Source organism: Parapusillimonas granuli (genome assembly GCF_013416525.1).
Lineage (GTDB): Bacteria > Pseudomonadota > Gammaproteobacteria > Burkholderiales > Burkholderiaceae_B > Parapusillimonas > Parapusillimonas granuli.
The window spans coordinates 20752-35039 of the sequence record NZ_JACCEM010000001.1; the positions used below are offsets into that span (position 1 = coordinate 20752).

The following is a 14288-nucleotide window of genomic DNA, read 5'->3' on the forward strand; positions in this document are numbered from 1 at the left end:
CGGCATCCCCTCACACGTCCAGCAGCGGGCGGTGCTTGATGTGCCGGGCGAACACGGCCATGAACTGCGGATCGACGCGCGCACCCCATACCGCCAGCGAATGGCCGACGATCCAAAGCACGACGCCCGGAATCCACAGTTGCAGGCCCAGCCCGACGGCGGCGGCCAGCGTGCCGTTGGCGATCGCCACGGTACGCGGCGCGCCGCCCAGCAGGATCGGCTCGGTGAGCGAGCGGTGCAAAGGCACCTCGAACCCGGCCGCGAAGCTATCCGGGCCGCTCATACGACAGCCCCGCCCGAGAACGAAAAGAACGACAGGAAGAAGCTCGAAGCTGCGAACGCGATGGACAGGCCGAACACGATCTGAATCAGCTTTCGGAAGCCGCCCGACGTGTCGCCGAAGGCCAGCGCGAGGCCTGTGGCGATGATGATGATGACGGCCACGATGCGCGCCACCGGCCCCTGGATGGATTCGAGGATGGATTGCAGCGGGCCTTCCCAGGGCATCGAGGAACCGGCGGCCTGCGCGGTTCCGGCCAGGAACAGCAGCAACGCGGCCAGCATCAGCCCTTGCGCCGCAGGACGGGCCAGGCTGTGCAGCCGCGAGAGGCCATCGGGGCCGGACAGGCTGAAATGCGGATTTACGGAAACACGGAAAGCATGGGCGTGCGTCGTCATGGAAGTTCTCCAGAAAGGTCGAGGGATGGTGAAGTCGCCGCAGCGGGTGCGGCGTTGGGAAATGGCGGCAGTTCGGGAAACGGCGTCTCCAGCGCGTCCGCCAGTTGGTAGCCCACGCCGTCAAAGCCGACGACGCGGGCGATGCTCTCGATGCGGCGCTTGCGCCCGCGTCCGGCGATGTGGATCACCACGTTGACCGCCTCGGCGATCAGCGCACGCGGCGGGTTCACCGCCACTTCGAGAATCAGTTGCTCGATGCGCAGCAGTGCGCCCAGCGCGGAACCCGCGTGGATCGTGGCGATGCCGCCGGGGTGGCCCGTGCCCCACACCTTGATGAGATCCAGCGCCTCGGCACCGCGCACTTCGCCGACGACGACGCGATCCGGCCGCAGGCGCATGGACGAGCGCACCAGTTCGGTCATGGACACCACGCCTGCGCGCGTGCGCAGCGGCACGTGGTCGCGGGCCGCGCATTGCAGCTCTACCGTGTCTTCGAGCACCAGCACGCGGTCGCCGGTGGCGGCGATTTCGGCGAGCAAGGCATTGGCGAGCGTGGTCTTGCCGCTGCTGGTGGCCCCGGCGATCAGGACGTTCTGGTGCTCGCGCACGGCGCGCACCAGAAAGCCCGCCTGGGCGGCGGTCATCATTCCGTCCACGACGTACCGCTCCAGCGGGATCACGCCGATGGCGCGCTTGCGCAGCGCGAAGGCCGGCCCCGGCGCAGCGGGCGGCAAGATGCCCTCGAAGCGTTCGCCGGTTTCGGGCAGTTCGGCGGATAGCAGCGGCTGGCCGCGATGCACCTCCGCGCCGACGTGGGCGGCGACCAGGCGGATGATTCGCTCGCCATCGGCCTCGGGCAGCTCTACGTCCATAGGCGCGCGGCCCGACGACAGGCGATCCAGCCAAAGGGTGCGATCAGGGTTGAGCATGATTTCCACCACGTCGGGGTCTTCGAGCGCGGTGGCGATCAGCGGCCCCATTGCCGTGCGCAGCATCTGGATGCGCCGGTCGAGCGAAGCCGCAGCGGATGAGCGTGGCTCGGGCGGGAGTTGCGGAACGGCGCTCATGACGCACGCTCCCGCGCCTGGGCTGCTGCCGCCGCGTCTTCCATCCGCACCGGGTCGGGGTGCAGTTCCTCCACCACGTCGCGCACCAGGCTGCGCCCGCGCAGCAGGTGGCGGCCAAGCTGCTCCACGAACTGCTCGAAGCGCGCCTTGCCCTGAGCGCGGGCCGCCTCTTGGTGCGCCTCGGGAACCGGCGTGCTGACGGTCAGGTAGTAGCGGACGAACAGCGCGAGCGTTTCGATGGCGATGCTCTGGTCACGCTCCATGCGCTCGGCCTGGCGCGACAGTCGATCCAGCCGCTTGGCGATCGCCGCCTCACGTTGGTCGGCCGCGTCCGGCGACAGCCAGGACGCCAAGGCAGCGGCGACGATGCTGGACTTGGACACGCCTTTCTTGGCGGCCAGTTCATCGAGCCGCTTGGCGTGCTCGGGCTGGATAAAGAGATTCAGGCGGTAGGTCATAGGTCGATGCCGTCGTTGGGATCGAGGGACGCCAGCCGGGCCACGCGCTGCATGGCCGGATCAAGCTGGCGAGGAAGGGGAAGCGGCAGGTCGTCGTCGTCATCGAGCAACGCCAGGTCGGCCGCGGGCGCGGCCAGCTCGGGGGCGTAGGCGACGGCCTCCGTTAGCTCGGGCTGACGGCGCGGGCCGCCGTCGTCGGCCGACGCGCCGAAGCCTTCGGCGGCATCGGCCGCAGGCGCGGCGGGCACGGCAGGAATCGCCAGCCCGCTCCAGTCGTCCGGGCGCAGCGGCGGCGCGTCGGCGTACTGTCCGCCCGCAAGCGCCGGCGGCGGCAGCACGCGCCGCTTGAAATTGGCGTCGGCGTAATAGCGCAGCTTCCGGGCCTTGATCGGGGCCACGCTGGACACCATGACCACGGCCTCGTCCGGCGGTAGCTGCATCACCTCGCCCGGCGTCAGCAGCGGGCGGGCCGTCTCCTGGCGCGACACCATGAGGTGCCCCAGCCACGGCGCGAGCCGGTGGCCCGCGTAGTTGCGCTGTGCGCGCAGTTCGGTGGCGGTGCCCAGCGTCTCGGAAATACGTTTGGCCGTGCGTTCGTCATTGGTCGCAAACGTCACGCGGACGTGGCAGTTGTCCAGAATCGAATGGTTCTGGCCGTAGGCTTTGTCGATCTGGTTGAGCGACTGCGCGATGAGGAAGCTGCGGATGCCGTAGCCCGCCATGAAGGCCAAGGCCGTCTCGAAGAAGTCGAGCCGGCCCAGGGCCGGGAACTCGTCGAGCATCAGCAGCAGCTTGTGGCGGCGCTCGATGCCGTCGCTCCCGTCGAGCGATTCGGTGAGGCGTCGCCCGATCTGGTTGAGGATCAACCGGATCAAGGGCTTCGTGCGGCTAATGTCCGAAGGCGGCACCACCAGGTACAGCGACACCGGATGCGCGGCTGAAATGAGGTCGGCAATGCGCCAGTCACAGCGCGACGTGACTTCGGCCACCGTGGGATCGCGGTACAGGCCGAGGAACGACATGGCGGTGCTCAACACGCCGGAACGCTCGTTGTCCGATTTGTTGAGCACTTCGCGCGCGGCCGAAGCGACGACCGGATGCGGGCCACCACCTTCCTCGTTCACGAGGTGTGGCGTGGTCATCATCCGGTGCAAGGTCAGCTCGAACGGGCTGGCCGGGTCGCTGAGGAAGTTGGCGACGCCGCGCAGCGTCTTGTCTTCGCCCGCGTAGAGCACATGCAGGATGGCGCCGACCAGCAGCGCGTGGCTGGTCTTTTCCCAATGGTTGCGCTTCTCCAGCGCGCCTTCGGGATCAACCAGAATGTCCGCGATGTTCTGCACGTCGCGCACTTCATGCGCGCCGCGCCGCACCTCCAGCAGCGGGTTGTAGGCCGCCGACTTCGCATCCGTGGGGTTGAACAGCAGACAGTGGCTGAAACGGCTGCGCCAGCCAGCGGTGATCTGCCAGTTCTCGCCCTTGATGTCGTGGATGACCGCCGAAGCCGGCCAGCTCAACAACGTGGGCACCACTAGGCCGACGCCCTTGCCGCTGCGCGTGGGCGCGAACGTCAGGACATGCTCTGGCCCTTCATGGCGCAGGTACTGGCGGTCGTGCTGACCGAGGAACACGCCGGCCGGCTGCGTGAGTCCCGCCTTGCGAATGTCCTGCGCGTTCGCCCAGCGGGCCGATCCGTAGGTCGTGACAAGGCGTGCCTGCCGCGAGCGCCAGACCGACATAGCAATGGCGACGGCCACGGCGACCATGCCACTGCTGCCAGCGATGGCTCCGCCGGTGTCGAAGATTTCCGGGGTATAGGCGCCGTAAGAAAACCACCACTCAAACAGCTTCCACGGGTGATAGATCGGCGTGCCAAGAAGATCGAACCAGGGCGAGCCAAGGCGTACTTGATAACCAAGGGCGGCTGCTGTCCATTGTGTGGCGCCCCACACTCCGGCGATCACGATGCCGAATACCACGGCGATCTGACCGAACAGCACGTTCGTCCCTTGCATGACCTGGCCTCCGATTTCTCCTGCGCTGATTCCTCATGGAAAAAGCGGCACAAGGACGTGCCGCAGGCGTCAGGATCGGTGCCGGGTCAGTGCCGGTCAAAGACCGTTTTAAGCAGAAAGATCGAGGAAAAAGAAAGAATTAGCGCGGTAGCGAGCCAACGAAAAACGCCGCAAGCGCGGGCGCGCTGCGGCGTGTCGGGCAGAAAAATGAAGGTGATGCGGCGAACCGCCAACAATCAGAACTTGGGCGCTTCTTTCGGCGGTGTGTACGGGGTTTCGCCGTCGCCATAGAACCGCTTGCGCGTGGCCTCGGCCACCCGGTTGCACAGCACGTCGCCCAGCTTGGGGCGCTCGGTCTTGCACTGCTGGCGCAGTTCCTTGAGCCGCTCGGGGTTAGCCGCGAGTTCTTCCACCGTCGGGATGTTGGCTGCGGAATCAGCGGGCTTCTGTGGCGTTTCAGACTGGCCGCAGGCAGTCAACGCGGCCACCAGCAAGAACGAGACGATCTTCTTCATGGCGTTAGTTCCTCCGATTGATCGGGATTGCGACCTCGTATGGGCCTGGGAGGCTCCAGCGATTCGATGGTCTGCACGCGCTCAATGAACCGCGCCAGTTCGTCGGACGGATCGCCGTCAAGGTGGAGCAAGTAGGTCGTCAACGGCGGCACGCGCAACGCCAGCGGTCGGGCCACGACACCTGGCTCACGGCTGGCGGCAATGTGCGCAGCGCCAGCCAGCCCGAGCGCGAACCCGGCCGACACCAAGGCCATCATCAGATCGCAGGACGCGACGCGCTCTGCGATCAGAGGTTCCATTTCGGTACGGCGCAGCACCCGTTCGACATGCTTGGCATGGCCTTCGCATACTTGCGGATCGCACAAGACGAGCGGATAGCGCAGCAGTTCGTCTAATGGAATGCGCTTGTGGGCCAGCAGCGGATGCCTGGCAGGCACCGCCACCATCAGCGCATCGCTCCAGGCAGGCATGGCGACGATGCCATCGCCAACCTCGTTGGATTGGGCAAATCCCACGTCGTACAGATCGTTATGAAGCCCTTTGATCTGCTGCGATAGCGGCACTTCGAAGAAGCGGATTTCTACTTCGGGCTCTTCCTGGCGACAAAGCGCGAGCAAGGCAGATAGGCGCGACGGCGTGATGCCATCGGACAGCGCCACACGCAACTGCCCATGAAAGCCGTTGGCCGCTGCCTTCACGCTGTCTCGTGCTTGTTCCAAGGCCGCCAGCACGCGGCGCACGTGCTCCAAGAACAGTGTTCCGGCATGAGTTAGTCGTGTGCTGCGCGTGGTTCGAGCAAACAACAACACACCGAGTTCTTCTTCCAATTCCTTGATGGCTCGCGACAGCGGCGATTGCTCAATATGTAGCTTCTCCGCTGCACGAGCAAAACGGAGTTCTTCGGCCACAGCCAGGAAGTATCGAAGGTGACGAAGCTCCATAGTGATTCATACCCCGTGTCGCGCTAAGAAGCCGAATCAATCATTTCCTTGGCTGTCGGTTGTTCCCGCTTTGAGCTCTTTCACGAACTGATATAGGTGCGGCAGAAATGAAGAGAACAGCGGGTTGTCCTTGTTATCTAGCAGGACGCCTCCAAGCAGTTTCAGCCCGACACCAAGGGCCGCTGCTGATTCCTTGTCGCTGAAATCTCCTCTTTCACGAAGCCACGTTACGACGGCGATGATGTCGTCGTGGTTCATGACTTCAAATTGCAGCGGCTTGTTGTGAACAGGGCCACCTCTGGAATCGGAAATATGCTCCACGGTCAAGCGATAGCGATGTCTCTTCATGTCATGTAGTCCCATCTGTTAGCAATTGAAGCTGGGTTTCATAGGCCGACATGGCAGACCCTTGGTTTCCGCTCTCCATGGGTGCCTCGGACCCGGGTGCGCACTTGCACACCCGTTTCTTGAATTACAGTTGCAACCTCACCGGCATCAAGGCTCATTCACAACATAGGTGCCGTCTTGGCGCGCTTGCTCAAGTTCGCGCAACACTTCGGCACGTGTTTTCCCCGGACCCGTATCACGCTGAAATTTGCCCGGATATTCGCCCTCATGGAGATACAGCAAGCCCTGCTCACGAGCTTCCTGAAGCTCTTGCAGCACCTCTGCGCGCGTTTTGCTGCGGCCTGTTTTCGGTATCTCGACCGGATAAACATCACCTTCCATCAGCAGACCTTGGCGGCGTGCCTCCTCCAGTTCAGCCCTCACTTGTTCGCGGGTTAGTGACTGACCTCCTGTGGTTTGGTTGCTGGAACCTGCCCAACATAGGGACGAACTTGCCAGAATGACAAAACCGATTAGCGCTGTTTGTGCTTTCATGATTCAACCTCCGTGTAAATGCACAGACAAATATCGATTCGCTTTCAGGCTCGCTGAAAGTTGGGGTCTGATAGCAAGTCGATCTTCCATATTTCGTTCGATGATTACGGCATTCATTTAGATGCGATATGACCACCCCCTATTTCTATCGTTGGAGTTACCGACATTCCGACACGCAATTTCTCGGCGTCAGGCTGATCTGGGTCGATGCGAATACGCACGGGCAGGCGCTGGACAATCTTGGTGAAGTTGCCCGTAGCGTTGTGCGGCGCGACGGCCGAATAGCTGACGCCACTGGCGGGCCCCAGGCTTTCCACGGTCCCCTTCAGTACGGCACCCGGCAAGGCGTCCACCTTGATGTCCACCGATTGCCCTGGCTGCACACGCGCCAATTGCGTTTCGCGGAAGTTGGCCGTGATGTAAACCGCGTCGAGCGGGATCACCGCCACCAATGGCTTGCCGGCATTCACGAATGCGCCGACGCGCACCGACTTCTGACCGATCACGCCGTTGATGGGCGCCGTGATTTGGGTATAGGAGAGCTTCAACTCCGCAGCGGCTTGCGCCGCCTGCGCCTGGGAAAGTGCAGCCTTGGCCTTTTCAAGATCGGCTTTCAGGATGTCCGTCTGCTGTCGCGCCGCTTGCAGGCCCGCGCGGTTCTTGTCGCGGCTGGCCAGCCGAATGGCCAACTGCGCCTCGGCCTGCTGCTGTGCCTGGATCGAGCCTGATCCGTCTGAAGCGAGGTTCCGGTAGCGTTTTTGGTTGGCCTCTGCCAGCTTGAGTTCTGCGTCGTCCACCGCGACGGCCGCCTGCGCCTGACGTATCGCTGTTTCCTGCTGCGCCACACGTGCGGCAAGCCCCGCGACGCTGGCCTCGGCGGCAGCGACTTGCGCCTTTGCCGCATCCACCGCAACGATGAAATCCCGATCGTCGATCGCGGCGATCAGATCGCCAGCCTTCACTGGCTGGTTTTCTTCGACCAGCACCTTGCCGATTACGCCCGACACCTGGGGTGCGACGAGGGTGAAGTCGGCCTGTACATAGGCGTCGTCCGTGGATTGGGTCGATGCGCTGGATTCGGGGCGATTCAGATAAATGACACAGCCCACTGCCACTGCGAGCAGTAGCAGGGCACTGGTGATCTTGGCTTTCTTCGGCATGGCCATGGTGGAACTATCCTTGGGACGACGATGTGGAATGAGGGGCAGCGGGCTGCAAATCGGGGGCGGGAATGTAGGTCAGCCGCAATACGAAGGGGACCATCACCAGCGCCAGAACGCCCAGCACGCGGTAGGCATCCGCGACCGACAGCACCAATGCCTGCTGGCCGATGATTCCCATCAGTTGAGCGGGCTCCGGGACAAGCGGAACGGAGTTGCCTACGGACGCGGCGTGATCCAGCAGCATTTCCGCGTGGAACCGTTGCCTTACGGTCACGAGCTGCCCGACCATTGCGCCGCCGAATACCGAGCCCAGGGCGCGCAGCGTGTTGATGTTTCCCGACACATACGGGCCTTCGCTGGGGTGCACGACGCTGGTACACAGGAACAGCAGCGAGACGACAGCCATGGGCTGGCCGAAGGCTTGCAGCGTCTGCGTCAGCACGAACTGGTCGCGGTTCCAGTCAGAAGTCAGTTGTGCGCCAAAGAAGCACGCCAGGGCGATCAGCAATAGGCCGCCCGCGAACACGAATCGGGCATCGACCCATTTCCGGTACAGGAATAGCGCCACCACGGAACCCAGGATCAGTTGAGGCAGCGCGACGACCAGACCGATCGGTGCCATCTGAAGTGGTCGGTAGCTCTGTAGCGGCCCGAGAAAGGTCATCGGCAACATCACGCCAGAGGTCAGCACAACCAGAAGGCAGATGAACAGGGTGAAACCCAGCGCCAGGTTGCGGCGGCTGAGCATCTGCAACTTGATGAACGGCGCCGGGTGATACCACTCCGTCAGCAGATAGGCCCCCAGAAGCGTCAGCCCAGCCACCAGCGAGACGACGATGAGGGGTGAATTGAACCAGTCCAGCCGCACGCCCTGATCCAAGGCGACGGTAATCAGGGCGAATGCCGGCACGCCGAAAGCCATACCGGGCCAGTTGGCCTGCGGGAAACGGTCTGTCTGGATCGGGTCTTTCGGCAGACCCCACCCGATCAGCAAGGCAGCAATGGCGGCCAGAGGAAGAATCTGCCAGTACACCCAGCGCCAATCGAACAGGCCATCGGTCCATTGCCCCGCCAGCCAGATCGAAAGGTTCGGCGCGAAGGTGGCCGTCAGCGCATACAGCGCCAGTCCGTGCAGCCGGATGTGAGGCGGCAGGAATTTCAATGCCGCCATCATCAGCACGGGAATCATCGTGCCGCTGGCGATGCCTTGCAGGAAGCGCATGGCCAGCAGCAGATCGAGGTCATGGATGAAGGGGATGCACACCGCCAGCAAGGTGCATACACCGATCATCCACAGCTCGAATCGGCGCACCGAGAGGGTGATGGCGAACCATGCCGAGAACGGCATGGCGATCACTTCACCCGCGCTATAGACGGTGGTGAGCCAGGAGGCATCGTCCAGACCGAAACCCAGCGCGCCGCGCACGTCCGCCAGGGCCAATGCGCCCACGCGGTTGTTCAGTCCGGCCATCATGGCGGCGATGAGGATGCCGACCAGCCCGGCAATCGCCCGCTTCGGCGGGGCTGCCGCAGCAGCAGGTGCGGGCGGCGCCGCTGTCGGCTGTAACGCTGCGGCACTCATTGCTCAACCTTGGGTTGCGAGATGGCCGACGATGCGGCGGTCGTCAGGGGCGCATCGCCGCCGGCCTGCCGCTCGGATGTGAGTGCGTCGGGGTCCCAGCCACCGCCCAGCGACTTGTAGAGATTGACCAGGGTGAGCGCGGCGTTGGTGGCGCTGGCATTGAGGCTGGTCTGGCTGGCAAGAACGCCACGCTGCGCGGCCAGGACATTCAGGTAGTCGGCAGCACCTTCCTGATAGCCGCGCTCGGCAGCATGCAGCGCCTGCTTGTTCTGTTCATACGAAACCAGCAGTTCAGTATGGCGGTTCTGCTGGGCAGCCCAGGCGTCCAGGGCGTTGTCCACTTCATGCCAGGCTTGCAGCACTGTCTGCCGGTAGGCGATGGCGGCAGTTCTTTGCCGTGCCTCGTTCAGCGCAAGGCGCTGCTTCAGACGCCCGCCCTGGAAGATAGGAAGATAGACCGTCGGGCCGACGGAGAAGAACCGGGAATCCCAACTGTCGAGGTCGTTGAACTCGAAGGCTTCGACGCCGACCCTGCCTTTCAGGCCGATTCGTGGGTAGAAATCGGCTTTGGCGACGCCGATGGCCGCCGTCGCAGCGTGCAGTTGGGCTTCGGCGCGCTGTATGTCCGGTCGCCTGTGCGCCAATTCGGAAGGCAGGCCCACCGGCACATTGGAAGGAAGCGACGGCAGGGGCATCGCTTCAAGCAACTGCGCATCGAGGGCGCGCGGCTGCTCCCCCAGCAGCAGTGCCAAGGCGTTCATCAGCGTGTTGCGGCGCTGGACCAGTTCGGGCACCAGCGCCTCGACCGTTGCCAGTTGCGCGCGCGCCGAGGCGGTTTCAAAGCGCGTGGCGACACCATTGCGCTCACGGCTTTCGGCAAGGCGGAGGGTGCGATCGGCGACATCCAGGTTCTGCCGGGTGATGTCCAGTTGCGCTTGCGTACCGCGCAACTGGAGATACGCGCGGGCCACCTCGGCGGACAGGGCCACCCGTGCCGCCTCGCGCTCATACACCGTGGCCTCGAAGGCGGCCGCAGCACCTTCGCGCGATCGCCGCGCACGGCCCCATAGGTCAAGTTCCCAACTGGCGTCGAACCCCAACTGCCAGAAGTCGCTCGCACTCGTCGGTGCGCCCAGCGCGGCAAACTTGCCGTGCTCGCTGAGGGCCTCGCGGGAATAGCCCGCCGAGGCACCCACGCTGGGCAGCAGCAGCGAGGAGGCAATCCCCAACTGCGCCCGGCTTTGCTCGATGCGCTCGGAAGCCATCTGCAGGTTCAGGTTGCCCGCCTGCGCACGGACTTGCAGATCCGCCAGCACGTCATCGTTGAACAACGTCCACCATGAAGATGGGAAGCTCGCGGCGGATGTTTCCTGAGCCTGCGTGTAGTCCGCCCTGGGCGACAGTTGGACGGCTGCGAGCCTGTCGTCGGGTTTCACGAAGTCAGGACCAACCGCGCAGCCGACCAGGGAGATCGTGCAGAGCGCCGTGCCTGCTTGTCGCAGCAGTTGTGAGAGCAGCGGTTGTGACGTCATGAAGGCTCATCCAATATGCGAATAGTACCGAACCGCTCGGTTTACTACGACAACAAAATTTAGGCCACCAACTCACAGGGGATTTCAGTAACTGCTAAGCGCAGCTACCCATGAGATGGTTGGCTAAGTTGATTCGTACCGAGCGGTTTGGTACTATACCGAAATCAAGCCACCGTGTCAAAACTTCCAGGCCAAGCAGATGCCACGCACCAACCAAGCCATGACCGCCCCGACGCCGAGCAGCAACGAGCTGAACGCCAAGGCTCTCACCGTCCTGCGCGCTGCGCGCAACGTCTTCCTGACCCATGGGTTCAGCGCAGCAACCACCGACATGATCCAGCGCGAGGCTGGGGTGTCCAAGTCCACGGTGTACGCGCACTACGCAAACAAGGAGGCCCTCTTCACCGCGGTGATCGAGGCCGAATGTGCGTCATTCACGAACACGGTGCATGGCATCGAGTTCCGCCCCGGAAAGCTGCGGGAGACGTTGACCATGCTCGCCAAGGCCTATCTGGACATTGTGCTTTCCCCTGGCGGGCTGGCCTTATTCCGCGTCGTCATCGCCGAAGGGCAGCGCTTCCCTAGGCTGGCACGGACGTTCTACCTGGCCGGCCCGCAGGTCATGACGACGATGGTGGCCGAACAACTGGCCAATGCGGCGGCATCCGGTGAGGTCGATCTTGGCGAGATTGGCCGCGAGACGGCCGCCAATCTGTTCATCAACCTGGTTCGGGGCGAGCCTCAGCTTCAGTGCCTGACTCATCCGGATGCCGCGCCTTCCTCGGCGCAGATTGACCAGTGGGCGAACGCAGCCGTGGTGACATTCATGCGTGCCTACGGCCGAGGCGAGGAAGCGACCAGTAAACGTTCCCGATCATGATGCCGAATCGGTCAACCGAAACGGGGAAAGCAAGCGATGCCCTTCGGGTGATGGAGCTTTCTACAGCCATCACGCGGCTTTCCACGGCCAGGAATCAAGTGCTGAATCGCATGGCTGCTCCGTTTGGTTTGACCGCCGTGCAGATGATGGCACTACACCATGTGTCAGTCACTCCAGCATCTACGCCCAGCAATTTGGCTCGCAATCTGGCAGTCGATTCGGCTTCGGTGACCAGGCTGTTGGACCGTCTCGACAACAAGGGCATGATTCAAAGAGCGACACAGGAGCGTGTGGATCGCACGCAAGATCGTAGAGTTATCGAAATTGTCTTGACTGAACGTGGGATCAACGTGATGCGTGAGTTGAATCCACATTGGCAATCCGCACTCTCGGAACTGACGGAGGCGTTCAAACAAAGCGAAATACATGGGTTGGCACTAACTGATTGATAGACCGCGCTGCCGCCCAATCTCCCACGACACCCCGCCACCGCGTACCGTGGCGGCGATCTGCTGCCCCAGCCGCTGCTCGATCACCGGCTTCCACGGCACCAGCGAGAAACCCATGCCGTCATCGAGCATCGCGTAGCGCCCGCTGGCGAGCATGACGCTGCGGCGGTAGATGCCAGCCACACGCTGGCCGTCGGCCACCGGGCGATGCTCCAGGCCGGTATCGGCGGCTATGTCCTTCGCGGCTTGCGCCAGTTCCCGATTGCGCAGCGTGCCCAGCAGGTTGCGCGCCAGAATCACGCGCTGACCACGCCGCTCGGCCAGCCCCTGTTCGGCGAGAAAGTCGGCGCGCTGCTGCATCGCCTGCTTGGCCTCGCCACCAAAGCCCAGGTCGCCCAGGCCCGAGCCACCGCCGATCAACTGCTGGTCGAGCCAGGTGGCCCCGATCACGCGGGCCTGCCGCTCGATAGGCAGGTGCGATTTCAGCTCCACGGCCACGCCGCCCAGGCGCTGCGCGTCGTAGCGGCGGCCCTGCTCGGGCAGGTCGCCCGGCACCTTCCATAGCCCTTCGGCCACGCGCTCAACGATGCCGGCACGGCGCAGGGCCTCCAGCCGGCGGACATGGGCGGCCACGACCTCCTGCGGGTCGCGTCCGGGGACGGCCTGGCCCTGTGCCACGGCCAGGTGGTGGTCGGTGCGGTACAGGCCATCGCTCGCCAGCGCGGCGATGTTCTTGTCGGCTGCGCGCACGTCGGCCGAGCCTTTCACCTCCACTACGGCACCAGTCGGGTAGTTCGCCAGCTCATCGTGGGCGTTGAGCGCGACGTAATGGGCCTTGCCGTCCACGCCGTCGATGACCAGATAGCCCCGGTCGCGCAGCTCGTCGGCCAGCCCCTTCGCGGCCACGCGGCCGAGGATGGTTCGGCCATCGTCCCCCGGCTCGAACACGGCCAGCTCGCGCGGCTCGCCGCGCATGGCCCGCTGCATCGTGCGGATGATGTCGCCACGCTCGCCCAGGGCGCGCAGGGTCTTTTCCGCATCGGCATGGATGGCCCAGGTGCCCGGCTGCGTCTCGTCGGCCAGGCCCAGGCGCTGCAAGCGTTGCAGGCGGCCGATCAGCAGCAGGCGCTGGCGTTGCAGCCGGGGTTCGTTGAGCCGTTTGACATGCACCAGGCCATCGCCGCCGGCCTCGCCTATCTCACGTTTGAGGGTGCGATCCAGGCTCGTCCACCGCTCTTGCTCCACCTCGCGCCCCAAGGTCTGCTGGATCTCCAGTTCGGTGCGCGGCCCCAGCCATTCGGTCGCCAGTTCGGAGGCCCGGTGCCGGAAGCCATCGGCGATGTAGTCGCCCGCGATGATGAGGTCTTTGCCGGTGTCGTCGCGCCCGCGCACGACGATGTGCGTGTGCGGGTTGTCGGTGTTCCAGTGGTTGACCGCCACCCAATCGAGGCCGGTACCCAGGTCGGCCTCCATGCGGCCCATGAGGTGCCGCGTGTAGGTGCGCAGATCTTCCAGCTCCGCGCCATCCTCGGGCGAGAGGATGAAGCGGAAATGGTGCCGGTCGTCGGCGCAGTGCTCCTTGAAGGCGTCGAGGTCGGCGGTGTCGGTCTGTGGCCCATAGGCTTGGCCCGGCTCGCCGTCGCGGCCCACGCCGTCGCGCTCGATGTAGCGCAGGTGCTTGGCGAGCGATTGCGAGCTGGCCCGCTGGTGATTGACCAGCAGCGTCTTGATGGTCACGCGCCGCGACATGGGCGTCAGCTTCGCCCCGGCAAAGCGCGCCGCCGTATGGCCGCGCCCCAAGCGCGATCCGGGCCGCTGGCCGGTGCCACCCGTCGCGCCAGGACGGCGCACCGTGGACTTGCCGCTGCCGGCCTTGCCCGCCTGCTTGAGCACCTTGGAAACGAAGCTCTGCCCCTGGCCCTTGCCCCGGTTCTTCGGGGCGCTGGGGCGCACGCGGAAATCGTCGTCGCGGCGGCCGCTCATGGCTGCGCTTCCTGCAAGCTCTGGCGTGTCCTGTCGTGCGAAGCACGCGGACATGCCTGCATTGGCGCGGGCCTCGCGCCCCACGCGGCACGGCGGCGAAGCCGCTGCGTGCCGCGCCAACCCCACGTGCAGACTGGCTTTCGACG

Annotated in this window: 15 protein-coding genes; 2 read left to right on the top strand and 13 right to left on the bottom strand. The window is 64.4% G+C overall.

The features are described 5' to 3' along the window. Positions 1 to 10 precede the first annotated feature (10 nt). The 12 genes from H0A72_RS00115 to H0A72_RS00170 all read right to left on the bottom strand — a co-directional run bounded on the left by H0A72_RS00115 (position 11) and on the right by H0A72_RS00170 (position 10830). Positions 11 to 283 (bottom strand): VirB3 family type IV secretion system protein, encoded by a 273-nt coding sequence (locus H0A72_RS00115; RefSeq protein ID WP_008786754.1) that lies wholly within the window; start codon positions 281 to 283, stop codon positions 11 to 13. Next, a complete protein-coding gene (locus H0A72_RS00120; protein WP_033476329.1) occupies positions 280 to 678 on the bottom strand; it encodes a TrbC/VirB2 family type IV secretion system protein in 399 nt (132 codons plus the stop codon). Before H0A72_RS00120 ends, H0A72_RS00115 begins: the two co-directional genes overlap by 4 nt. Then, entirely contained in the window at positions 675 to 1745 is a 1071-nt protein-coding gene (gene trbB, locus H0A72_RS00125) for a P-type conjugative transfer ATPase TrbB (RefSeq protein ID WP_033476327.1), read from the bottom strand. Before trbB ends, H0A72_RS00120 begins: the two co-directional genes overlap by 4 nt. Continuing rightward, complete coding sequence (locus tag H0A72_RS00130; protein ID WP_033476325.1) at positions 1742 to 2203, bottom strand: ribbon-helix-helix protein, CopG family; 462 nt, start codon at positions 2201 to 2203, stop codon at positions 1742 to 1744. Before H0A72_RS00130 ends, trbB begins: the two co-directional genes overlap by 4 nt. Beyond that, the gene (locus H0A72_RS00135) at positions 2200 to 4215 is read right to left on the bottom strand and encodes a conjugal transfer protein TraG (protein WP_085371722.1); all 2016 of its coding nucleotides are present in this window, start codon (positions 4213 to 4215) and stop codon (positions 2200 to 2202) included. The genes H0A72_RS00130 and H0A72_RS00135 overlap by 4 nt, the downstream gene beginning before the upstream one ends. 236 nt (positions 4216 to 4451) lie before the next feature. Further along, on the bottom strand, positions 4452 to 4730 hold the full coding sequence (locus H0A72_RS00140) for an EexN family lipoprotein (protein ID WP_033476322.1): 279 nt from the start codon (positions 4728 to 4730) through the stop codon (positions 4452 to 4454). Continuing rightward, positions 4727 to 5671, bottom strand: a complete 945-nt coding sequence (locus tag H0A72_RS00145) for a LysR substrate-binding domain-containing protein (RefSeq protein WP_033476321.1) — start codon at positions 5669 to 5671, stop codon at positions 4727 to 4729. The genes H0A72_RS00140 and H0A72_RS00145 overlap by 4 nt, the downstream gene beginning before the upstream one ends. A 36-nt stretch (positions 5672 to 5707) precedes the next feature. Then, positions 5708 to 6019, bottom strand: coding sequence for a DUF3861 domain-containing protein (locus H0A72_RS00150; RefSeq protein WP_080709092.1), 312 nt, complete (start codon positions 6017 to 6019; stop codon positions 5708 to 5710). A 147-nt stretch (positions 6020 to 6166) separates the two neighbouring features. Then, positions 6167 to 6553 carry a DUF4148 domain-containing protein gene (locus H0A72_RS00155; RefSeq protein WP_080709091.1) on the bottom strand — a complete coding sequence of 129 codons (387 nt, stop codon included), beginning with the start codon at positions 6551 to 6553 and terminating at the stop codon, positions 6167 to 6169. Between the two features lie 113 nt (positions 6554 to 6666). Beyond that, positions 6667 to 7719 (bottom strand): HlyD family secretion protein, encoded by a 1053-nt coding sequence (locus H0A72_RS00160; RefSeq protein ID WP_033476319.1) that lies wholly within the window; start codon positions 7717 to 7719, stop codon positions 6667 to 6669. A gap of 7 nt (positions 7720 to 7726) precedes the next feature. Further along, positions 7727 to 9298, bottom strand: a complete 1572-nt coding sequence (locus H0A72_RS00165; protein ID WP_033476318.1) for an MFS transporter — start codon at positions 9296 to 9298, stop codon at positions 7727 to 7729. Continuing rightward, positions 9295 to 10830, bottom strand: coding sequence for an efflux transporter outer membrane subunit (locus H0A72_RS00170; protein WP_033476317.1), 1536 nt, complete (start codon positions 10828 to 10830; stop codon positions 9295 to 9297). Before H0A72_RS00170 ends, H0A72_RS00165 begins: the two co-directional genes overlap by 4 nt. 199 nt (positions 10831 to 11029) lie before the next feature. Here H0A72_RS00170 and H0A72_RS00175 point away from each other — a divergent pair, with 199 nt between their 5' ends. Together H0A72_RS00175 and H0A72_RS00180 are read left to right on the top strand one after the other, a co-directional pair. Continuing rightward, complete coding sequence (locus H0A72_RS00175) at positions 11030 to 11710, top strand: TetR/AcrR family transcriptional regulator (RefSeq protein ID WP_227003069.1); 681 nt, start codon at positions 11030 to 11032, stop codon at positions 11708 to 11710. After that, positions 11707 to 12159: a MarR family winged helix-turn-helix transcriptional regulator gene (locus H0A72_RS00180; protein ID WP_213896505.1), complete on the top strand. Its 453-nt coding sequence runs from the start codon at positions 11707 to 11709 to the stop codon at positions 12157 to 12159. Before H0A72_RS00175 ends, H0A72_RS00180 begins: the two co-directional genes overlap by 4 nt. Here the strand turns inward: H0A72_RS00180 and H0A72_RS00185 are convergent. Further along, positions 12148 to 14142, bottom strand: coding sequence for a relaxase/mobilization nuclease domain-containing protein (locus tag H0A72_RS00185; RefSeq protein ID WP_033476315.1), 1995 nt, complete (start codon positions 14140 to 14142; stop codon positions 12148 to 12150). The genes H0A72_RS00180 and H0A72_RS00185 overlap by 12 nt on opposite strands. Positions 14143 to 14288: the final 146 nt, after the last annotated feature.